19 protein-coding genes are annotated in these 19,900 nt (G+C 67.6%); 8 read left to right on the forward strand and 11 right to left on the reverse strand.

The genetic code is table 11. The features are described from left to right. Nucleotides 1-275 precede the first annotated feature (275 nt). Nucleotides 276-659 carry a hypothetical protein gene (locus G3N64_RS39710; protein WP_241020922.1) on the forward strand — a complete coding sequence of 128 codons (384 nt, stop codon included), beginning with the start codon at nt 276-278 and terminating at the stop codon, nt 657-659. Here G3N64_RS39710 and G3N64_RS12820 read toward each other — a convergent pair. The 7 genes from G3N64_RS12820 to G3N64_RS12850 form a co-directional block, all read right to left on the reverse strand. After that, the gene (locus tag G3N64_RS12820; RefSeq protein ID WP_205784290.1) at nt 578-904 is read right to left on the reverse strand and encodes an antibiotic biosynthesis monooxygenase; all 327 of its coding nucleotides are present in this window, start codon (nt 902-904) and stop codon (nt 578-580) included. The genes G3N64_RS39710 and G3N64_RS12820 overlap by 82 nt on opposite strands. Nucleotides 905-969: 65 nt before the next feature. Further along, a complete protein-coding gene (locus G3N64_RS12825) occupies nt 970-1,956 on the reverse strand; it encodes a YkgJ family cysteine cluster protein (protein WP_205784291.1) in 987 nt (328 codons plus the stop codon). Continuing rightward, nucleotides 1,950-2,768, reverse strand: a complete 819-nt coding sequence (locus tag G3N64_RS12830; protein ID WP_205784292.1) for a MetQ/NlpA family lipoprotein — start codon at nt 2,766-2,768, stop codon at nt 1,950-1,952. The genes G3N64_RS12825 and G3N64_RS12830 overlap by 7 nt, the downstream gene beginning before the upstream one ends. Next, nucleotides 2,765-3,814 carry a formylglycine-generating enzyme family protein gene (locus G3N64_RS12835; RefSeq protein WP_205784293.1) on the reverse strand — a complete coding sequence of 350 codons (1,050 nt, stop codon included), beginning with the start codon at nt 3,812-3,814 and terminating at the stop codon, nt 2,765-2,767. Before G3N64_RS12835 ends, G3N64_RS12830 begins: the two co-directional genes overlap by 4 nt. A 16-nt stretch (nt 3,815-3,830) precedes the next feature. After that, nucleotides 3,831-5,792, reverse strand: coding sequence for an arylsulfatase (locus tag G3N64_RS12840; protein WP_205784294.1), 1,962 nt, complete (start codon nt 5,790-5,792; stop codon nt 3,831-3,833). A 202-nt stretch (nt 5,793-5,994) separates the two neighbouring features. Continuing rightward, nucleotides 5,995-6,714: an SDR family oxidoreductase gene (locus tag G3N64_RS12845; protein ID WP_205784295.1), complete on the reverse strand. Its 720-nt coding sequence runs from the start codon at nt 6,712-6,714 to the stop codon at nt 5,995-5,997. Between the two features lie 203 nt (nt 6,715-6,917). After that, nucleotides 6,918-7,829: a LysR family transcriptional regulator gene (locus tag G3N64_RS12850; protein ID WP_205784308.1), complete on the reverse strand. Its 912-nt coding sequence runs from the start codon at nt 7,827-7,829 to the stop codon at nt 6,918-6,920. 126 nt (nt 7,830-7,955) lie between these two features. On the opposite strand from G3N64_RS12850, the gene G3N64_RS12855 reads away from it, so the two are divergent. Next, on the forward strand, nt 7,956-8,975 hold the full coding sequence (locus G3N64_RS12855) for an NAD(P)-dependent alcohol dehydrogenase (protein WP_205784296.1): 1,020 nt from the start codon (nt 7,956-7,958) through the stop codon (nt 8,973-8,975). Nucleotides 8,976-9,028: 53 nt separating this feature from the next. Here the strand turns inward: G3N64_RS12855 and G3N64_RS12860 are convergent, their stop codons facing one another. Genes G3N64_RS12860 through G3N64_RS12870 form a run of 3 tightly spaced genes read right to left on the reverse strand, consistent with a single transcriptional unit; the run spans nt 9,029 to nt 12,225 of the window. Next, on the reverse strand, nt 9,029-10,213 hold the full coding sequence (locus tag G3N64_RS12860) for a porin (RefSeq protein ID WP_205784297.1): 1,185 nt from the start codon (nt 10,211-10,213) through the stop codon (nt 9,029-9,031). 51 nt (nt 10,214-10,264) lie between these two features. Continuing rightward, entirely contained in the window at nt 10,265-11,053 is a 789-nt protein-coding gene (locus G3N64_RS12865) for an ABC transporter substrate-binding protein (RefSeq protein ID WP_205784298.1), read from the reverse strand. A gap of 50 nt (nt 11,054-11,103) precedes the next feature. Next, on the reverse strand, nt 11,104-12,225 hold the full coding sequence (locus tag G3N64_RS12870) for a M20 aminoacylase family protein (protein ID WP_205784309.1): 1,122 nt from the start codon (nt 12,223-12,225) through the stop codon (nt 11,104-11,106). A 184-nt stretch (nt 12,226-12,409) separates the two neighbouring features. Here G3N64_RS12870 and G3N64_RS12875 point away from each other — a divergent pair, with 184 nt between their 5' ends. The 6 genes from G3N64_RS12875 (at nt 12,410) to G3N64_RS12905 (ending at nt 18,235) form a co-directional block, all read left to right on the forward strand. Beyond that, on the forward strand, nt 12,410-13,369 hold the full coding sequence (locus G3N64_RS12875) for a LysR substrate-binding domain-containing protein (protein WP_205784299.1): 960 nt from the start codon (nt 12,410-12,412) through the stop codon (nt 13,367-13,369). A gap of 154 nt (nt 13,370-13,523) precedes the next feature. After that, nucleotides 13,524-13,814: a co-chaperone GroES gene (locus G3N64_RS12880; RefSeq protein WP_011356207.1), complete on the forward strand. Its 291-nt coding sequence runs from the start codon at nt 13,524-13,526 to the stop codon at nt 13,812-13,814. A 12-nt stretch (nt 13,815-13,826) separates the two neighbouring features. Continuing rightward, nucleotides 13,827-15,467: a chaperonin GroEL gene (gene groL, locus G3N64_RS12885; protein ID WP_205784300.1), complete on the forward strand. Its 1,641-nt coding sequence runs from the start codon at nt 13,827-13,829 to the stop codon at nt 15,465-15,467. A 516-nt stretch (nt 15,468-15,983) separates the two neighbouring features. Next, nucleotides 15,984-16,355: a DUF6697 family protein gene (locus G3N64_RS12890; RefSeq protein WP_205784301.1), complete on the forward strand. Its 372-nt coding sequence runs from the start codon at nt 15,984-15,986 to the stop codon at nt 16,353-16,355. A gap of 416 nt (nt 16,356-16,771) precedes the next feature. Further along, the gene (locus tag G3N64_RS12900; RefSeq protein ID WP_205784302.1) at nt 16,772-17,293 is read left to right on the forward strand and encodes a PTS sugar transporter subunit IIA; all 522 of its coding nucleotides are present in this window, start codon (nt 16,772-16,774) and stop codon (nt 17,291-17,293) included. A 48-nt stretch (nt 17,294-17,341) separates the two neighbouring features. Beyond that, a complete protein-coding gene (locus G3N64_RS12905) occupies nt 17,342-18,235 on the forward strand; it encodes an acetylglutamate kinase (protein WP_205784303.1) in 894 nt (297 codons plus the stop codon). A 99-nt stretch (nt 18,236-18,334) separates the two neighbouring features. On the opposite strand, the gene G3N64_RS12910 is transcribed toward G3N64_RS12905, so the two are convergent. Beyond that, the coding region (locus G3N64_RS12910; RefSeq protein ID WP_205784304.1) for a family 2A encapsulin nanocompartment cargo protein cysteine desulfurase at nt 18,335-19,900 on the reverse strand (1,566 nt) is incomplete at its 5' end.

Consider the following 19,900-nt stretch of genomic DNA (forward strand, 5'->3'; position numbering starts at 1 on the left):
GCGCATTCGACATCGCCGCGCGAATCGCCCACTATCGCCCACAATCGCCAGCGACGCGTGCGCGCCATGCGTCGTGAATGTCGGCACGGCCGTCCGGCATTGACCGCGTCACACGCCCCTGCGCGACAAGAAGGCAACATGCAGACTCGCACCGCTTCCGCTCGCCTGAACCTCGCACGCGCCGTCATCGTCGCGCTGTACGTCGTGTCGCTGCTGCTGCCGGTCGCCGCAGAACCACCGAATGCCGCCGGCGCGTGAACGGGTGGCGCGGTTATATGGCGCTCGCGGTCGACCCGCTCGCGATCCTCGATCTGCAATTCGCCTGGCTCGGCAATCTGCTGCTGGTCGTTGCGCTGATCAAGCCGAACCGAATCGTGTCCACGCTGCTGGCCGTGGCCTTCGCGCCCGGATGGCACACGATACCGACCGGCCCGGACTTCAAGCCGATCCACGCTTTCGGCATCGGGTACGACCTGTGGATTGCGGCGATGGCCGGCGGCGCCGCGTTGCCGTGGATCGGCGGATGCGGCGTATTGCTATTGATCCGCAATGCGAAAGAAATGAATCAGACGGCCATTCACGCGGCTTGCCCCGCATGCGGCTGCGTGAGCTTGCCGTCGCCGTACTCGCGCAGCACCTTCGAAATCACGACGCGATAGCCGTCCAGCCAGCGCGCCTGCTTCGTCTTCGCTTCCAGATGCGCCGGATGCTGCATCAGCTGCTGCAGCGCCGCCTCCGACTCCCAGTAGTAGACGTTCTGGATCAGCCCCGCTTCGGCGTTCTCCCACGTCTCCTCGCCGAGATAGCCGGGGGTCGCGCGCGCCATGTCGGCGATCTGCCGGTCGAGCCGGTGGAATTCGTCGTCGTATTGCCCGGCACGGAAAATGAAGGTCGATGCGTACATGCCCGCTCCATCGAAAGCGATTGAAAGAGCGCCGATTGTAAGACACGCACGGCGCGCCGCAATCGTTACGCGGCGAGCGGCGCGACGCCGGGCCGGCCGGTGAGCCACGCGTCGATGCGCTGCGCGTCGTCGCGCGTTTCCGCGGCAGGCGACGGCATGGCCGCAAGCGCCTGTCGTGCCCGTTCCAGCGCCTGCGCGAAACCGCGCAACTCGCGCGTCGCGGGCCGGTCGTCGGCATGCCGGCGCGCGAGTGCTGCTTCGATGTTCATACCGATCAACGCAAGTTGCGCGTCGATGAACGCAATGCACAGCGCGCGGCAATGCACGGACACCGTTGCAACGGCCAGCAGGACCGGCACGATCGACACGGTCAGGTAGCCGCCGGGCGCCAGCCGCGACAGCGCATGGTGCACGTCCTGCCCGCCGTCGGCCAACGATGCGAACACCGCATCACGCCACACCGCACGCTCGAATGCGAGCGCATCGCGATACGCGTCGAGCGCGGCACGGTCCGCGACCTGTCCGGCCGTCACCAGCGGAATCGGGAATGGCGATTCGACGGAAGATTGCGCGCTCGACGTGTCGACGATGCAGTTCGCGCCGAGCCATCCGGCGTCGTCGCGCCGAGCTGCCAGCACGCGGGACTGCAACCGGTCCGGCAGCAGCGGATCGAGCGGCACCGCGCTGCAGATCGACGGCTTGTCCGCATGTACGCTGCAGCGGCCGTCGTCGGCCAGCGCCGCGCAACGGCCGAGCGAAGGATAGTCGTAGCCCTGCAGCGTCAGTGCGATCCATGCGTTCCCCGCGCCGCCGGTGCGATGAAACAACCGCTCCGCCAGCGCATCGGATGCCGCGACGTCGTCCGCATCGAGCGTATGCTCGCGGCCGCCCGCACGCCAGCGCTCGCCGATTCGCCGCTTCGGCACGCGACGGATCGTCAGCGCACCGACGAAGCGATGCCGATGCCGGAACAGTTCGCGCAACGACAGCGTCGGTGCGCTGTTGCAGCAGCGTCCGCATGCGTTGCACGCGAGCAGCCAGGTGTCTACCACGGCCGCCGCACCGAATCCCGGTAGCGCGTGAGGATGAAGCGCGCGACGTCGTCCGAGTGATACGCGGCGACGAGCTGCGTCACCCACGGCTTCGCGCGATCGGCATCGCGCACCGTCAGCACGTTCGCATACGGCGAGCGCGCATCCTCGATGCTGATGCTGTCGCGCGCGGGTTGCAGCCCGGCACGCGCGGCATCGTCGCTGTCGATCGCGACGAACGCGGCCGTGTCGAGCGCCGCGTAAAGGCGATCGCGGCGCAGCGCGACGAGCTTCAACCCGAGCCGGTTGGCGGTCACGTCGCGCAGCGTCGCATGCAGGCCGGCCCGCTCGCGCAGCGTCACCAGCGTGTCGTTCTGCAGCAGCACGAGCGCGCGTGCCATCCCGCGCGGATCGGCGGGAAGCGCGACCGTCGCGCCGGGCTGCAGTTCGTTCAGGTTCTTCAGCTTGCGCGAATAGAGCGCCATCGGCAGCGTGACGGTCGGCGCGACTTCGGTCAGTGCGTAGCGTTTCTGCGCACGCGTCGCGGCAAGCTGTTGTGCATCCTCGAAGCTGGCTGCATCGATCCGGCCATCGGCAAGCGCTGCGTCGATGCGCGATGCATCGTCGAATTCGACGACGTCGATGCCGAATCCTCGCGACGCGGCCACCCGCTTCACTTCGTCCAGGATCTGCGCATGCACGCCGCGCGTCACGCCGACGCGCACGGCCGGTGCGGCTGATTCGACTGATTCCGCGGCAACGGTCAAACCCGAATGAACGCCCCCGCACGCAACCATCAGCCACGCGCCCGCGAACACCATGACGCGCTTCATGTTGCATCCCTCAGAATCGTGCGAAACCCGATATGCGACGCGCCGAGATCGGCTTCCTGCTGTTCGCGCGACGACGCGCGATAGCGCACGCAGTAGTCGCGCGAGCACAGGAACGAGCCGCCCTTGATGACCATCGGCGTATCGTGCCGGCGCGTCGGCGGCGCGACGGCCGCCGTGTCGCCGTTCGTATGCGACTGGTGCGGGCCCGTGTACGCGTCCTTCGTCCACTCCCATGCGTTGCCGATCATGTCGTAGAGCCGGAACCCGTTCGCCGCGTAGCAGCCGACGGGCGCGAGCCCCGCATGACCGTCCTCGGACGTGTCGAGCACCGGGAACACGCCCTGCCAGTAGTTTGCGGCCGGCTTGCCCTGCGCGTCGCGCGGCGCCGCGTCGAGCGACGCATCGTCGCGGCCGGCCTTGCCCGCGTATTCCCATTCGGCCTCGGTCGGCAAGTCGCGGCCGAGCCAGCGCGCATACGCGAGTGCATCGCGCTGCGTGACGAGCGTGACGGGCAGGTTGCCGAGCCCGTCGACGCCGCTGCCCGGCCCGCGCGGATGACGCCACGACGCACCCTTCACCCACGACCACCACGCGAGGTCGCGCGCGTTCATCTCGTCGCGCGTCGGCACATGGAACACCGCCGCCCCACCCTGCTGCTCGGCCTCGGTCACGTAGCCGGTCGCCTGCACGAACGCGGCGAACTGCGCGATCGTCACGTCGGTCTGGTCGATCCAGAACCCGCCGACACGCGTGCTGCCGTCGCCGACCGGGCGCTCGTCCGCGTAACCACGCGTGCTGCCGAACACGAACGCACCGCCACGCAGGTGCACCATCCCGGCCTTCGGGTCGTCGCGCCACCCGGCCGGCAGCCCCGAGTAACGCTCGCACTGCTGCTCCGAGCCAAGCGGCGCGAGCGCGCGGCCGCGGTTCGCGTCGTCGAATGCGCCGCCCGCCGGGGCGACGGGATTCGCATAGCCGGCCGCGAACGCGGCGGCGAACAGCGTGGCGGCCAGCGCCGCGCCGATCGTCCAGAACCGGAACCGCATCGTGTCGCCCCCGGGTTCAGTAGTAGCCGCGCGGACGCAGCGGCTCGACACCGCCGACGTTGCCCATGTAGGTCTTCCACTGGTCGACCAGCGTGCCGATCACCGACGGGTTCTGCGCGGACACGTCGGTCGTCTCGCCGCGATCCGACGCGAGGTCGTAAAGCTGCCAGTGACCGTCGAGCGGCCCGAGCGGCGGCTCGGTCCACAAGGCCTTCCAGCGGCCGTCGGCGCTGCGCAGGTACGCGCGGCCGTACGCTTCGTCGCCGAAGGGCGTCGTATGCACCTCGCCCGTCGCCGTGCCCGTGAGCACCGGCAGCAGCGACTGGCCCGTGACCGGATACACGTAGCGGTTGTTGTAGATCACCTTGCCCTTGTTCTGGTCGACGCCCGTCAGCGTGTTGACGAGCGGCGGCGCCGGCTGCGACGGCGGCGTGACGCCCGCGACCGCGAGGAACGTCGCCGTGTTGTCGGTCACGTGCGTGAACGCGCGCAGCGTCGGCAACGGCTGCGTCTGGCCCGGCAGGCGCACGATCGTCGGCGTCGAGACGCCGCCTTCGCCCGAGTAGCCCTTCGTGAGCCGGAACGGCGACGCGCTCACTTCGGCCCAGCGCAGCCCGTACTGCAGGCGCTGCGCGTTCTGCTTGCCGTTGTCGGTGCCGAGCGTCGAGTAGATCGGCGCCTGCCCGTTCGCGGTGTCGGTCGCCGTCGGGTCCGCGCCCGAGTCGATCGGCCAGCCTTCCGCGCCGTTGTCCGACTGGAACATGATGAACGTGTTGTCGTATTCGCCGATGTCCTTCAGGTGCTGGATCAGGAGGCCGATGTTGTAGTCGAGGTTCTCGACCATCCCCGCATAGATCTCCATGTAGCGCGCCTGCGCCTTGCGCTCGGCCGGCGACAGGCTCGACCACAGCTTGTCGACCTTGCCCGTGCCGTAGTCGCTGTAGCCGTCCGCGGCCGAATGCACCGCGCTGATGTATTTCGCGCTGGCCGTGCCGTTGTTCGCGGTCGCCGGCGACGCGGCCGTCGTTTCAGGCAGGCCGTCGAACGGCTTGAAGTCGGCGGGGATCAGGCCGAGCGCCTTCTGCCGCGCGATCCGCGCGTTGCGGATCGCGTCGTAGCCGGCGTCATACACGCCCGCGTACTTGTGCAGCCATGGATCGGGCACCTGCAGCGGCCAGTGCGGCGACGTGTAGGCCGCGTACGCGAAGAACGGCTTGCCGTCGCGCTTGTTCGAATCGATGTACGAGATCAGCTTCTGCGTATAGAAATCGGTCGAATAGAACACGGCCGGGCTGCCGCCCGCACCGCCCGGCTGCCCGGGCTGGCCAGGCTGTACGTAGCGGCCGTCTTCCGTGTAGTTCGACGAGCCGGCCGGTTCGTGCGCGAAGTGGTTCGTCGCCGCGCCGCCGAGCAGCACGTAACTGTGCTCGAAACCCCACTGGTCGGGCGTCTGCCCGCTGCCCGTCGTGCTGCCGACGATCCCCGAGCCGATGTGCCACTTGCCCGCGATGTACGTGTGGTAGCCCGCGTCCTTCAATAGTTGTGCGAATGACAGTGCACGGTCGTTCAGGTAGCCCTCGTAGCCGGGCAGCCCGCGCCGTTCGTCGGTCGGCACGCCCATCGTGCCTTCGCCGACGAGATGGTGGTCGGTGCCGGACACCAGCATCGCGCGCGTGATCGCGCAGACGGTGCCCGTGTGATGGTTCGACAGGATGCGGCCCGACGCGACGAGCGCGTCGAGGTTCGGCGTGTTGATCTCGCCGCCGAATGCATGGATGTCGGAATAGCCGAGATCGTCGGCCATGATGTACAGGATGTTCGGACGTTTCGCGGCCACCGGCGGCGTGGTGGTGTTCGTCTGTGACGACGGCGCATCGCTGTCGACGCCGCCGCACGATGCGAGCGACAGCGTGCCGGCAATCGCGGCGCAGACGACACGGAAACGAAAAGCATGCAACGGCGACGCGGACTTTTTCATTGTTGTGAACGCTCGATCTACGGGATCGGCGATCTTAGCGTCGCGCGCGCCGCACCCAAAGTCCGATTCGTCACATGCTAACGGGGCGGCGGAATATGCGCGCAAGCCGAATGTCGGTCATCGGCACGCGCGTAGGCGTGCGCCCGTGATACGTGCCGAAACCGGCCGCTGCCGGGCCCTCGCGTCTACCGCGTCCAATGCTTCAACTGCGCCCGCCGAGACTGCCGCCGCCGTCCACGGCCAGCACCTGCCCGGTAACGAAACCGGCCTCGTCCGACAGGAAGAATGCAATCGCCGCGGCCACATCGTCGGGCGTGCCGAGCCGGCGCGCGGGAATCGTCGCGAGCACCTTGCGTTCGGCTTCGCTGCCGACGGGCCGCGTCTGCCGGAACAGCTCCGTCTCGATCGGCCCCGGCGCAACCGCGTTGACGGTCACGCCATGTTCGGCCAGTTCGAGCGCCCACGTGCGCGTGCAGCCGACGAGCGCGCTCTTCGCGGCGGAATACGCGGTGCGATCGAGACTGCCGAAAATCGCGCGGCTGCAGAGGTTGACGATGCGCCCGTGGCCGCGCGCCTTCATCGCATCCGCAAAGTGCTGCGTGACCTGGATCGCGGCGCGCACGTTGAGATCGAACACGGCCTGCAGCGACCGGAAGTCGATCTGCCCGAGCGGTTGCGGCAACGCGATGCCGGCGTTGTTCACGATGCCGTCGACGTCGTGCTGCTCGCCGATGCGCGCCAGGGTTGCCGCGGTCTGTTCGATGTCGGCGAGATCGCACGCGTGCAATTCGCCGGGAAAGTCGACGCCCTGCGCATGCCGCGCGAGGCCGATGACGTGATGGCCGCGCCGTGCGAGCCATGCGCTGACCGCCAGGCCGATGCCGCGCGAGGCACCGGTGACGAGATATGTGCGAGATGACATGCGTGCTCCTGAAGTCCGATCACATGAATAACGAAGAGAGATGTTTCCGGGGCGGAAGCCCGGAACCTGCGCTTTCATCGGACGATTCTACGTACGTAACGCGACGCTGGTGCTACGCGTCAACGGTGAGCACGCGGAATATTAGGTGGACTGCAATCCGCATCGGGCGTCGGGCTGAAACGGCGCGGCGCGTCGCGCCGGCGTCAATCGTCCGACGCCAGCATGCGCGGAATCTCGTCGACGAGCGCATCGATGACGACCCGCACCTTCGACGGCACCTGGCGCGAGGCCGGCCGCACCGCGAACACTTCGGCACCCGACACGCTGTTGCTGTCCATCACGAGCGCGAGGCGGCCGTCGCGCAGGTAAGGCGCCATCAGCCAGCACGGCAGCCACGCGAGGCCCGCGCCGGCGGCAGCCGCATCGGCGATCGCCTGTAGATCGTCGAGCCGCAGGCGGCCGGCCGGACGGTGGTCGTGCACCGCGCCGTCCGCGCCGAGAACCCGCCATGGCGTCGGTTGCCCGCCGCGCGAATACGCGATGCCGACGTGCGACGCGAGTGCGTCGAGCCCCGCCGGCCGGCCATGACGTTCGAGATACGCGGGCGACGCGCAGATGCCCATGCGCTGCACGCCGAGCTTCCGGCCGACGAGCGCGCTCGTGTCGGCCAGCTCGCCGATGCGCACCGCGATGTCGAAGCCGTCGTTGACCAGGTCGGCCACGCGATCGCTGAACGACACGTCGATTTCGAGCCGCGGATGGCGCTCCACGAGGCGCCGCATGACGGGCGCCACGCATTGCCGCCCGAACAGCACGGGCACGCTGACGCGCAGCCGCCCCGCCGGCTCGCGCTGCCCCGCGTCGAGCGCGGCCTCCGTCTCGCCGAGTTCGGCCAGCAGCCGCCGGCACTGCTCGTAGTAGACGAGCCCTTCGTCGGTCAGGCCGAGCTGGCGTGTCGTGCGCTGCAGCAGCCGGGTGCCGAGACGGCGTTCGAGCCGCGCGACGACCTTCGCGACGGCCGAGCGCGTGACGCCGAGCCGCAGCGCCGCCGCCGCGAAGCTGCCCGACTCCACCACGTCGACAAATTCGGCCACGCCTCTCAGCCGCTCGTCCATGCCATGCCGCTCCGGTTGGGTCACAGGTTTGTTTCCATACAGGCGACAGTTATCGGCCGAATTCTCGCCAATGCGTCCCTGCACGCAACACTATGATAGTCCTCTCTATCTCGAAAAGGAGTCGACATGCACGCATGGCAAGTGAAACCGGGCGCCGGCGTGGCCGGGCTTCGGCGCATCGACGCGGCACGCCGCGCGGTCGGGCCAACCGACGTCGTCGTGAAGATCCACTCGGCCGGACTGAACTATCGCGACCTGATGTTCGCGCGCGGCGACTATCTCGGCATCGGCACGGACGCGCTGATTCCGGTTGCCGACGGCGCCGGCGAAGTCATCGAAACCGGCCGCGACGTCACGCGCTTCAAGCCGGGCGATCGCGTGATCAACACGTACTTCCCGCACTGGATCGACGGGCCGCCGACGCCGCAGAAAGCGTCGGAGTCGCCCGGTGCGCAATTCGACGGCGTGCTGGCCGAACACTTCGTGTCCGACGAAGCCGCGCTGGTCGCGATCCCCGCGCACCTGAACTACGAAGAGGCAGCCACGCTGTCGTGCGCGGGCATCACCGCATGGAACGCGCTGTTCGCCGACGGCGGCTTGGCGCCCGGCGCGGCCGTCGTGCTGCTCGGCACGGGCGGCGTGTCGATCGTCGCGCTGCAGCTCGCGCATGCGGCGGGGCTGCGGACGATCATTACGTCGTCGAGCGACGAGAAGCTCGAACGCGCCCGCGCACTCGGTGCGGACGCAACGATCAACTATCGCACGACGCCCGAATGGCACAACGAAGTGCTGCGGCTCACCGGCGGCGCAGGTGCGGATCTGGTCGTCGAAGTCGGCGGCAAGGATACGCTGCCGCGCTCGGTCGCCGCGGCGAAGATGGGCGGCATCGTGTCGGTGATCGGCGGCCTCAGCAGCTTCGCCGGCCCCGAACTCGGTCTGCTGTCGCTGATCGGCGGGATCCGTCGGCTGCACGGGATCATGGTCGGCAGCCGCACGATGCTCGACGACGTCGTGCGGCTCGTCGACGCGAAGCAGATCAGGCCGGTGGTCGATCGCGTGTTCGGCTTCGACGAAGCGCCGCAGGCGTATGCCTACCTGCAGTCGGGGCAGCACTTCGGGAAGGTCGTGATTCGCGTCGCGCAGTAGCGTGACGAGGCGACGGGCAGTTCGGCCCGCCGCCGCTTCCCTCATGCGCCCCATCAGAACTTGTGACGGATCCCCGCGTGAACCATCAGCTGCTTCGACGTCGACGACAGGTCCGCCGCGCCGGGAACATAGGCCTGGTCGAGCGACGAGCCCGTCGCGTCGCCCGCGATCCGCTGGTACGCGCCCATCAGGTACACATCCGTGCACTTCGACAGGTTGTAGTCGGCCATCAGCCCGAGCGAATGGATCTTCGGTTTCGCGGTGCCCGTTGTCGCGTCGTAGCGCACCGTCGTGTACACGTACTGCGCACCGACGAACAGCGCGGGCGTGAACTGGTATTTGCCGTTCACTTCGACGTTCTGGTACTTGATCGACGACACCGTACCGCCCGCGAGCGGGCCTGTCACCGGCTCGATCGTTTCGTTGCCGAACAGGTAGCCGACGTTCGCGGTCGGCCGCGTGACGTTGCTGTTCGTGTACGCGAACCCGACCGTCGCGGGCCCCGCCGTGTAGTTGATACCCGCACCGAAGATCCGCAGCCGCGCCGACGCGAAGTTCGCATCGGCGCCGACCGATCCCGAACCCGCGATCGCGCCGCCCGGCGTCGCGCCCGGGTTGTCCGCATTCAGGAAGGCCGCGCCGACGAGCAACCCGCCGTGCTCGTACTGCGCGCCGACGCTCCACTGCCTGTTGTTCGCGAAGCCGGTGTCGTTGCTGAAGCTGTACGTGCCGCCGAACGAGAAGCCGGCGAAATCCGGGCTCGCGTACTTGACCGTGTTGTTCACGCGGAACGTGTTGCCGGTGTTGTCGTTGTCGAGCGGATGCGAGAACGGATAGACGCCCCAACTGCCGTTCGCAGTCGTCGGCGCGAGATAGTCGACCACCGCATCGTATTGCCGCCCGAGCGTCAGCGTGCCGAAACGTACGCTGCCGAGCCCGACGTAGGCCTGCCGCCCGAACATGCGGCCGCCCTGCGCGAGCGTGCCGCTGTTCACGTTGAAGCCGTTCTCGAGCTGGAACAGCGCGCTGTAGCCGCCGCCCAGATCCTCGGTGCCTTTCAGCCCCCAGCGGCTGCCCTGCGCGAAGCCGCTCGCCATCTGCCACGCGCTATGGCCGCCGACGTTGTTCGTGTAGTCGATACCCGCGTCGACGAGGCCGTACAGCGTGACGCTGCCTTGCGCGAACGCGGGCGCTGCACACAGCGCCGGCATCGCGACGAAAAACAATCTCCAGTTCATCCGTCATCCTTATTGATATTGTCGTTGCCGCCCCCTGACGGGCGTTGCCACTTACTTCGCGCCGTAGATGTCGAAGTCGAAGTACTTCCGGTTGATGCGCTGGTACGTGCCGTTCGCGAGGATCGTCGCAAGTGCGCGGTTGAAGGCGTCGCGCAGGTCGTTGTCCTGCTTGCGCAGCCCGAGCCCGTCGCCCTGCCCGAAATACTTCACGTCGTCGATCGCCGTGCCGACGAACGCGAAATCCTTGCCCTGCGGCTTCTTCAGGAAGCCGTCGCTGGCCGCGATCGATGCCTGGAACGCCGCGTCGAGCCGGCCCGTCACGAGATCGGCATAGACCTGGTCCTGGTTCTGGTACGACACGACCTGCACGCCGGCCCGCTGCCAGTTCGCGATCGCGTAGTCGGCCTGCGCGGAACCCTGCTCGACGCCCACGCGCTTGCCCTTCAGCGCGTCGGCCGTCGGCAGCAGCGGCGAACCCTTGCGCGCGACGAGGCGCGCCGGCGCGTTCGAGATCCGGTTCGTGAATGCGATCTGCTGCTGCCGCTTCGGCGTGATCGTCATCGACGACGCAATCACGTCGAACTTGCGCGCGAGCAGCCCCGGAATCATCCCGTCGAAGCTCGACTCGACCCATACGCAGCGCGCATGCAGCTCCGCACACAATGCGTTCGCGATGTCGATCCCGAAGCCCGTCAGCGTGCCGTCGGGCAGCTTGTATTCGAGCGGCGGGTAAGTCGGATCGACCGCGAGGCGGATCTCCTTGCCCGCCCAGTCGCCCGCGTGCGCCGCCCCTGCTGCCAGCGCCACCGCGAGCGCCGCCATCCGTTTCCACTGCTTCATTGCCAGTCTCCTTCCTCGTGTGAATCGTCAGTCAAATTCGTGCGGGGCCGTCACGCGAGGTAGCGTTCCGCCAGCGCAATCCAGTAGCTCGCGCCCGTGGCGAGGCACGCGTCGTTGAAGTCGTAGCCGGGGTGGTGCAGCCCGCATCCGGCCGCGCCGTCGCCGTTGCCGATCGACAGGTAGCTGCCCGGGCATGCATTCAGCATGAACGCGAAGTCCTCGCTTGCCGCGATCGGCCGCAGATGCGGGATCAGCGCGCCATCGCCGCCCCATTCGCGGGCGACCTCGCGTGCAAACGCGGTTTCCGCCGCGTGATTGACGAGCACCGGGTACGCGTGCCGGTAGTCGATCTCGGCCGTCGCACCATAGCTCGCGGCCTGCCCGTGCACGATCTCGTGAATTCGCCGTTCGAGCAGCGCGCGCACGTCCGGCGATAGCGCGCGCACGCTGAGTTCCAGATCCGCGTGCGGCGGGATCACGTTCGATGCGGTGCCCGCATGGATCGAGCCGGCCGTCACGATCGCCTGGTCCTGCGGGTTCACGTTGCGCGACACGACGGTCTGCAGCGCCATCACGATCGACGCGCACACGACCACCGGATCGATCGTCGTATGCGGCGCCGCGCCATGCCCGCCGCGCCCGGTCACGCGCACCCGCACCTCGTCGGCCGACGCCATCGCCGGGCCGTCGCAGAAACCGAGCACACCGGCCGGCAGGCCCGGCACGTTGTGCATCGCGAACACCGCATCGCACGGAAACCGCGCGAACAGCCCGTCGTCGATCATCCGCTTCGCGCCGCCGAGCCCTTCCTCGGCCGGCTGGAAAATCAGGTTCAGCGTGCCCGTGAAATTTGCGCGCTCGGCCAGGCAGCGCGCCGCCGCGAGCAGCATCGCCGTATGACCGTCGTGGCCGCACGCGTGCATCACGCCGTCGCACCGGCTCGCATGCGGCAGCCCGGTCGTCTCGCGGATCGGCAGTGCGTCCATGTCCGCGCGCAGCCCAAGCCGTTTCCCGGAGCCGCGCGTCAATGTGCCGACCACGCCCGTGCCGCCGAGCCCGCGCGTCACCCGATAACCCCACGTTGTCAGGACGTCGGCCACGAGGCCGCTCGTTGCATGTTCCTCGAAGCCGAGCTCCGGATGCGCGTGCAGCCGGTGGCGCAACGCAATCATCTCCGTCTCGATGGCCGCCATTTCCGGCTGGATAGGTTTATGGTCCAACCCCGATTCTCCTCGATGCACTCCGGTTGCCGATCGCCCGAATGACCGATCGTGGCCGCATCGTAGGCAGCGAAAATCCCGGCGAACAGCCTCGGTTTCGTTATGATGACAACCTTTCGTTGTCAGGTATCGCACCATGAGCACGATCAAGCTGCATCAGTTGCAGGCGCTCGTCGCGAGCGCGGAAGCCGGGAGCATCCGCGGCGCGGCGCGCACGCTCGGGCTGTCGCAGGCGGCCGTCACGCGCGCACTGCGCGAACTGGAGGCCAGCGAGCGCCTGCCGCTGCTGGTCCGCGCGCCGGAGGGGATCGGCTTCACCGAATACGGAAAGACGCTGCTCACGCACGCGAAGCTCGTGCTGAAGCAGCTCGAACACGCGCAGAGCGACCTCGAACGCATGCGCGGCCGCGTCGAGGGCCGACTGAGCATCGGCGTCACGCCGTGGCTCACGATGACCTTCCTCGCGGAAACGGTGCTGCGCTTTCGCGAGCGGATGCCCGACGTGCGCCTCGAACTCTACGAAGCGCTGATGGCCGTCGCGCAGCCGCTGCTGCGCGACGGCAGCATGGACTTCGCGCTCGGGCACGTGCAACCGGGCGGCACGCAGGAATTCGCGTTCGAGCCGATACTGCGCTACGAAACCTCGGTGATGGTGCGCGCCGGCCATCCGCGCGAGCACGCGCGGTCGATCCACGACCTGGTCGACCACGACTGGGTGCTGAATTTCGCGGCCGACGGGCAGGCCGCGCTCGTCGACTACCTGTTCACGCGCCACGGCGCTGAAATCGACGAACGGCGGATCGTGCGCGCGCAGTCGGTGGCGATGCTGCAGACGATGCTCGAACAGGCCGACATGTGCACGTGGTGCCCGACGATTCTCGCGGCCGTGCCGTCGTTCGGCGAACGGATGCGCGCGTTGCCGCTGAAGGAGACCTTCGAGCCGCGCGAGCTCGGGATCGTCACGCGGCGCAGCAGCACGCTGAGCGATGCGGCGCGCTGCTTCATCGACTGCCTGCTGCACGTGATCCGTCGCCATGCGCGTTCGGCACGCAAGGCGGATCTCGCGCTGTTCAGGACGCTGTCGCTGCTGATCTGACGCGCGGCACGATGCGCCCTTCGTCCAAAGCTCCTCCGTGAAAATGCATTTCCGAATCCGTTATTGGATTGCGCCGCCGCGCATTTTTATACTCGTCAGCACTCTCTGCTAAAGAGTGCCAGCCAATCTCGACAGAACAGCACAGGACGAACAAATGAGCCTACGCCCCTTGCACGACCGCGTGATCGTGAAACGACTCGACCAGGAAACCACCACCGCGTCGGGCATCGTGATCCCCGACAGCGCCGCGGAAAAGCCCGACCAGGGTGAAGTGATCGCCGTCGGCCCCGGCCGCAAGGATGCGGACGGCCAGCGCATCGTGCCCGACCTGCAGGTCGGCGAGCGCGTGCTGTTCGGCAAGTACGCGGGTCAGGCCGTCAAGGTAGACGGCAACGAGTTTCTCGTACTGCGCGAGGAAGACATCGTCGCGGTCGTCAATCAATAACGGAGCGCAATCATGGCAGCGAAGGAAATCATTTTCAGCGACGTCGCACGGGCCAAGCTGACGGAAGGTGTGAACATTCTCGCGAACGCGGTGAAGGTCACGCTCGGGCCGAAGGGCCGCAACGTCGTGCTCGAACGCAGCTTCGGCGCCCCGGTCGTCACGAAGGACGGCGTGTCGGTCGCGAAGGAAATCGAACTCGCGGACAAGCTGCAGAACATCGGCGCGCAGCTCGTGAAGGAAGTCGCGTCGCGCACCAGCGACGCCGCCGGCGACGGCACCACGACGGCCACCGTGCTCGCGCAGGCGATCGTTCGCGAAGGCCAGAAATACGTAGCAGCCGGGCTCAATCCGCTCGACCTGAAGCGCGGCATCGACAAGGCCGTCGCAACGGCCGTCGACGAGCTGAAGAAGATCAGCCGGCCGACCACCACGAGCAAGGAAATCGCGCAGGTCGCGACGATCTCCGCGAACGGCGAGGAGTCGATCGGCCAGCGCATCGCGGAAGCGATCGACCGCGTCGGCAAGGAAGGCGTGATCACCGTCGAGGACGGCAAGTCGCTCGCGGACGAGCTCGATGTCGTCGAGGGGCTGCAGTTCGATCGCGGCTACCTGTCGCCGTACTTCATCAACAATCCCGACAAGCAGATCGCCGAGATCGAAAGCCCGTACATCCTGCTGCACGACAAGAAGATCTCGAACATCCGCGACCTGCTGCCGGTGCTCGAACAGGTCGCGAAATCGGGCCGTCCGCTGCTGATCATCGCGGAAGATGTCGAAGGCGAAGCGCTCGCGACGCTCGTCGTGAACAACATCCGCGGGATCCTGAAGACGGTGGCCGTGAAGGCGCCGGGCTTCGGCGACCGCCGCAAGGCGCTGCTCGAGGACATCGCGATCCTCACCGGCGGGCAGGTGATCGCCGAGGAAACGGGCCTGACGCTCGAGAAGGCGACGCTCGCCGAACTCGGCCAGGCGAAGCGCATCGAGGTCGGCAAGGAAAACACGACCGTGATCGACGGCGCGGGCGATGCGAAGAACATCGAAGCGCGCGTGAAGCAGATCCGCGTGCAGATCGAGGAAGCGACGTCGGACTACGACCGTGAAAAGCTGCAGGAACGCGTCGCGAAGCTCGCGGGCGGCGTCGCGGTGATCAAGGTCGGCGGCGCCACCGAGATCGAAGTGAAGGAGAAGAAGGACCGCGTCGACGATGCGCTGCATGCGACGCGTGCGGCCGTCGAGGAAGGCATCGTGCCGGGCGGCGGCGTCGCGCTGATCCGCGTGCGGCAGGCGATCCGCGCACTGCAGGGCGCGAATGCCGACCAGACCGCGGGCATCAAGATCGTGCTGCGCGCGCTCGAGGAACCGCTGCGCCAGATCGTCACGAATGCGGGCGAGGAAGCGAGCGTCGTCGTCGCGAAGGTGGCCGAAGGCTCGGGCAACTTCGGGTACAACGCGCAGACGGGCGAATACGGCGACCTCGTCGAATCGGGCGTGCTCGATCCGACCAAGGTCACGCGGACGGCACTGCAGAACGCGGCGTCGGTCGCGGGGCTGCTGCTGACGACCGATGCGACCGTGTTCGAAGCGCCGAAGGATGCGGCGCCGGCGGTGGCGCCGGGCGGCCCGGGTGCGGGCGGACCCGGGTTCGATTTCTGACGGTGTGGCGCCCATGCCGGTTCGCCGGCATGGGTGCTGTCCTGAATCAACAGGAAACGCGTGGCGACGATCGTCGTCGCGCGTTTTTTGTTTTGTGCGCCCTCCCGCGTGGGCGCCGCAACCTTTACGACCTTTTTACTTGCGGCCGCGCATGCGTTCACTAGAATGTGTTCGCAATCCCTCACCGAGTATGCACATGCGCATCCGAAGTCCTCGCCCTCCGAGTTGCTTTTCTGCCTGACAGGCAGGACGCCTGCGTCTCTCTTTTCCCGAGCCGCCGTCCTGCCAGCAGGCGGACGGTGCGCGCCGTAGTCATTCCCGTGCACGCTTGAATGCGTTAGCCGCGCATCGCGCGAGGCAAGCGTGTTCGCGCGGAAAATCCCGTACCACGACGCGCCATCGATCCGCCTCCCCGGCAACGATCGATCGCGTGCCCTTTCCCGGCATGTCGATCCGGTCGCATTACTTTGCACACCTGATTTAACCAACGGAAGTTTCCGATACCGGAGCCCGGTCATGTTCGAGATCGACAAGCAGTACACCCGCGAATTCATCCACACCGCGTGCGGCGGCAGCAAGCAGGCGTTCCTGCCGACGAAGAACGGCAAGGTCGTCGCCGCCTGCCTGCGCACGGACCTCAACCCGCATGCGCCCGACGTGATCCTCTGCAACGGCAGCGCGTCCGCGCGAGCGGCCGGCAGGACGCTCGCCGCGCAACGCGATGCGATTCCCGTGTTCATCCGAATGGCAACGGACGCGTACCGCTTCGCCGGCCAGTACGTCGTCCGTGAATCGCTCACCGCACCGCTCGACTGCGCGCCATACGTGCGCAACAGCAGCTTCACGCCCGGGCAGATCTCGCGCGTGCTCAAGCTCGAGCGCTGCTGACCCGCTTGCAGGGCGCGTTGCGCGCCCCCGTTTCGGTCATCTTTCTACAGGAGCAATCATGCTTGGCCTGACATTCTGGAAACACGTGATCGGCGCGCGGACCGATGCCCTCCGCGATGACAGGGCCGCAGCACACGACCGGCATCGCCGGGTATCGAGAACGCTCGTGCTGACCAGCGCCGCGGTGGCATTCGCGGCGATCGCGTTCGGCGCGCCGGTCGTCGGCATTTCGGTGTTTCTGCTGACGACGCTGCCGTTCGTGCTGTCGGGGACCTGAAGGCGTGCGTACCGCGCGCGTCGCGCACGCCGCGACGCAATCGATACACGATTTTAATGCCGGCCCCCCGCGTATCTGACACCGTCTTTACGCGCTTTTGTCTAGGATTTCCCTGTCATCCCGACACGGAGAGATCCGCATGCAAACCCAGCAGGCCGCGATCGGCGGCCAACCCGAGACTACCAGCCGACGCGGCGGCACGCCCGCCGCGGCCCGGCTGGCCGACGCCTGTCCGCCGGACAACATCCTGCTCGACGTGCCGGTCGAAAGCGCGATCCAGTTGTTCGACCTCGCCGCGCGCTACATCGAGCGCAACAGCGGTGTGGCCGCGGAACACATCAGAACCGAACTGATCAGGCGCGAACAACTCGGCTCGACCGGCCTCGGCCAGGGCGTCGCGATTCCGCATGCACTGGTCGACGGTCTACGCTCGGCCATTGCGCTGTTCGTGCGCGCGCAGTATCCGTTCACGTTCAATGCGCCGGACCGCAAGCCCGTACGCGAATTCATCGTGCTGGTCCTGCCGAAAGAGGACGATCGCGCGCATCTCGAACTGCTCGCCGACGCGGCGCGGTGCTTCAGCGACCGCCCGTTCCGGCAGGCGTCGCGCGACGCGCTGACGCCCGACGAGATTCACCAGCTGATGCAACGCACGCACTGATGCCGCGCCTTGCGGCGACAGGCACGCCCTTCATCCATCCGGACTCCCATGTTCCCAGACCCTGAAAGTCCTACCCTTACGTCGCACCGCGTGGCCGGACTGGCACGCTCGCTGCCGTTCATGCAGGCCTTGCACGGGCAGACCGTCGTCATCGTCGACGGCGGTGCTGCGCACGATGCGCACGCTCGCCAGGCCCTCGCGCAGGATATCGCGCTGCTCGCGCTCACCGGCGTTCGCCCGATCGTCGTCCAGGGCGTGCCGGCTGCGTCGGGCGCACATTCCGTCGAAGCCGCGCGCACCGCAATGACCGGGATCAACCACGAACTGGTGCGCCTGATCGGCAGCCACGGCGCGAAAGCGCTCGGTATCGACGGCCACGACGGCGGGCTGCTGGTTGCGTCCGCCGAATCCGACCGCGCAAACACGAGCGCGATCGCGCACTTCGACGGCACCGCATTGGCCGCGTTTCTCGGCAACGGGCTGGTGCCCATCGTGATGCCCGTCGCGCCGGACGACGCAGGTCATGATCGCCTGCTTCGGCCGGAACGGCTCGGCAGCCTCGTCGCACAGCGCACGGGCGCCGTCACGCTGGTGATGATGGTCGAAAGCACGCTGCTGCGCGAACTCGGCGAGCTCGCCGGGCTCTACGGCATCACGGAACTCGAGCAATGGCTTGCGGAGCATCCGGCTGCCACTGCGGCGCCCTGCGTGCGGGAAGCGCTCGACGCGCTCGCGCACGGCGTGCAGAACGTCCATCTCGCGGATATCGGGCAACCCGAATCGCTGATCGACGAACTGCTGACGGAGGAGGGATCGGGAGTCGTGTTCTGCCGTCGCGGCAACACCGACCTGCTGTCGGAAACCCGCCGCTACTTCGCGGATTCGGCAAGCGTGCTGCGCGACGGTTTCAACGTCGAGCAGAAACAGGTCGTGCGGTTCTGACTTTTGCAGCGCCACGTTCCCGCATCGCCACGCAAACGAGGCCGCTTGCGACACCCCGTTGCCGGGAGTCACAAGCGGCCTTCTCACAGACTGCAGGTCTCAGCGCCGCGTCGCCAGCCTTCTCACGACACTCACCAGCGCATCGACTTCGTCGCACGTGTTGTAGAACGCCAGCGACGGCCGCACCGTGGCCTCGAGCCCGAAGCGCCGCAGGATCGGTTGCGCGCAGTGATGCCCCGAGCGCACCGCGATGCCCTCTTCGTTCAGCGCCTGCCCGACTTCCTCGGTCTCATAGCCCTTCAGCACGAACGACAGCACGCTCGCCTTGTCGCGCGCGGTGCCGACGAGCCGCACGCCCGGCACCGGCGCGAGCACGCTCGTCGCATACGCGAGCAGGTCGTGCTCGTAGCGCGCGATGTTCTCGATGCCGACCCGGCTCACGTAGTCGAGCGCAGCACCGAGCCCCACCGCATCCGCGATGTTGCCGGTGCCGGCCTCGAACCGGTTCGGCGGCGGCTGGAACACCGTGCGCTCGAACGTCACGTCGGCGATCATGTTGCCGCCACCCTGCCACGGCGGCATGTCGTCGAGGATCGCGCGCTTGCCGTACACGACGCCGATCCCGGTCGGCCCGTAGATCTTGTGCCCGGAGAACACGAAGAAATCCGCATCGAGCGCCTGCACGTCCACGCGCATGTGCGAGATCGACTGCGCGCCGTCGACGAGCGCCTTCGCGCCGGCACGATGCGCGAGCTCGACGATCTCCTTCACCGGCACGACCGTGCCGAGCGCGTTCGACACCTGCGTGACGGACACGATCTTCGTGCGGTCGTTGAGCAGCTTCCGGTATTCGTCGAGCAGCACCTGCCCCGAATCGTCGACCGGAATCACGCGCAGCTTCGCGCCCTTCTGCGCGGCAAGCTGCTGCCACGGCACGATGTTCGCGTGATGCTCGAGATGCGACACGACGATCTCGTCGCCTTCGCCGACGTTCTGCACGCCCCACGTCTTCGCGATCAGGTTGATCGCCTCGGTCGTGCCGCGCACGAACACGATCTCGTCGGACGACGATGCGCCGATGAACCGCCGCACGGTGTCCCGCGCATGCTCGTACGCATCCGTCGCGCGGCCGGCCAGCGCATGCGCGGCGCGGTGGATGTTCGAGTTCTCGTGCGCGTAGAAGTACGCGAGCCGATCGATCACGGCCTGCGGCTTGTGCGTCGTCGCCGCATTGTCGAACCACACGAGCTGCTTGCCGTTCACGCGCTCCTGCAGGATCGGGAAATCGCGGCGGATCGCGTTCACGTCGAACGGCGGGTGCGCGCCGCGATGCAGGTTGCCCTGCGGCTCGGCGGCATGCGCATCGTCGATGAAGTAACGCGGCACGTCGGCGCCCGATGCGCGCGACACCGGCACGTCGCGATGCACGGCGAGCAGGTCGCGCAATGCGTCGTCGCCCGGCAGCCCGAACGCTTCCGGCGATGCGAGGCCGTTCGACGGCACCACGATGTCCTGCGGCGTCGCCTGCCAGCCCTGCAACGAACCGTCGGTGAAGTAGTACGGCGATGCCTTCGCCGCACCGTCCGGTGCCGGCGCATTCACGTTCGGCACGCCGAGCGCCGCGCCGCCGACACGCGGTTCGAGCGCGGGTGCGATCGACACGAC

The sequence above is a fragment of the Burkholderia sp. Ac-20344 genome (assembly GCF_017104975.1).
GTDB lineage: Bacteria > Pseudomonadota > Gammaproteobacteria > Burkholderiales > Burkholderiaceae > Burkholderia.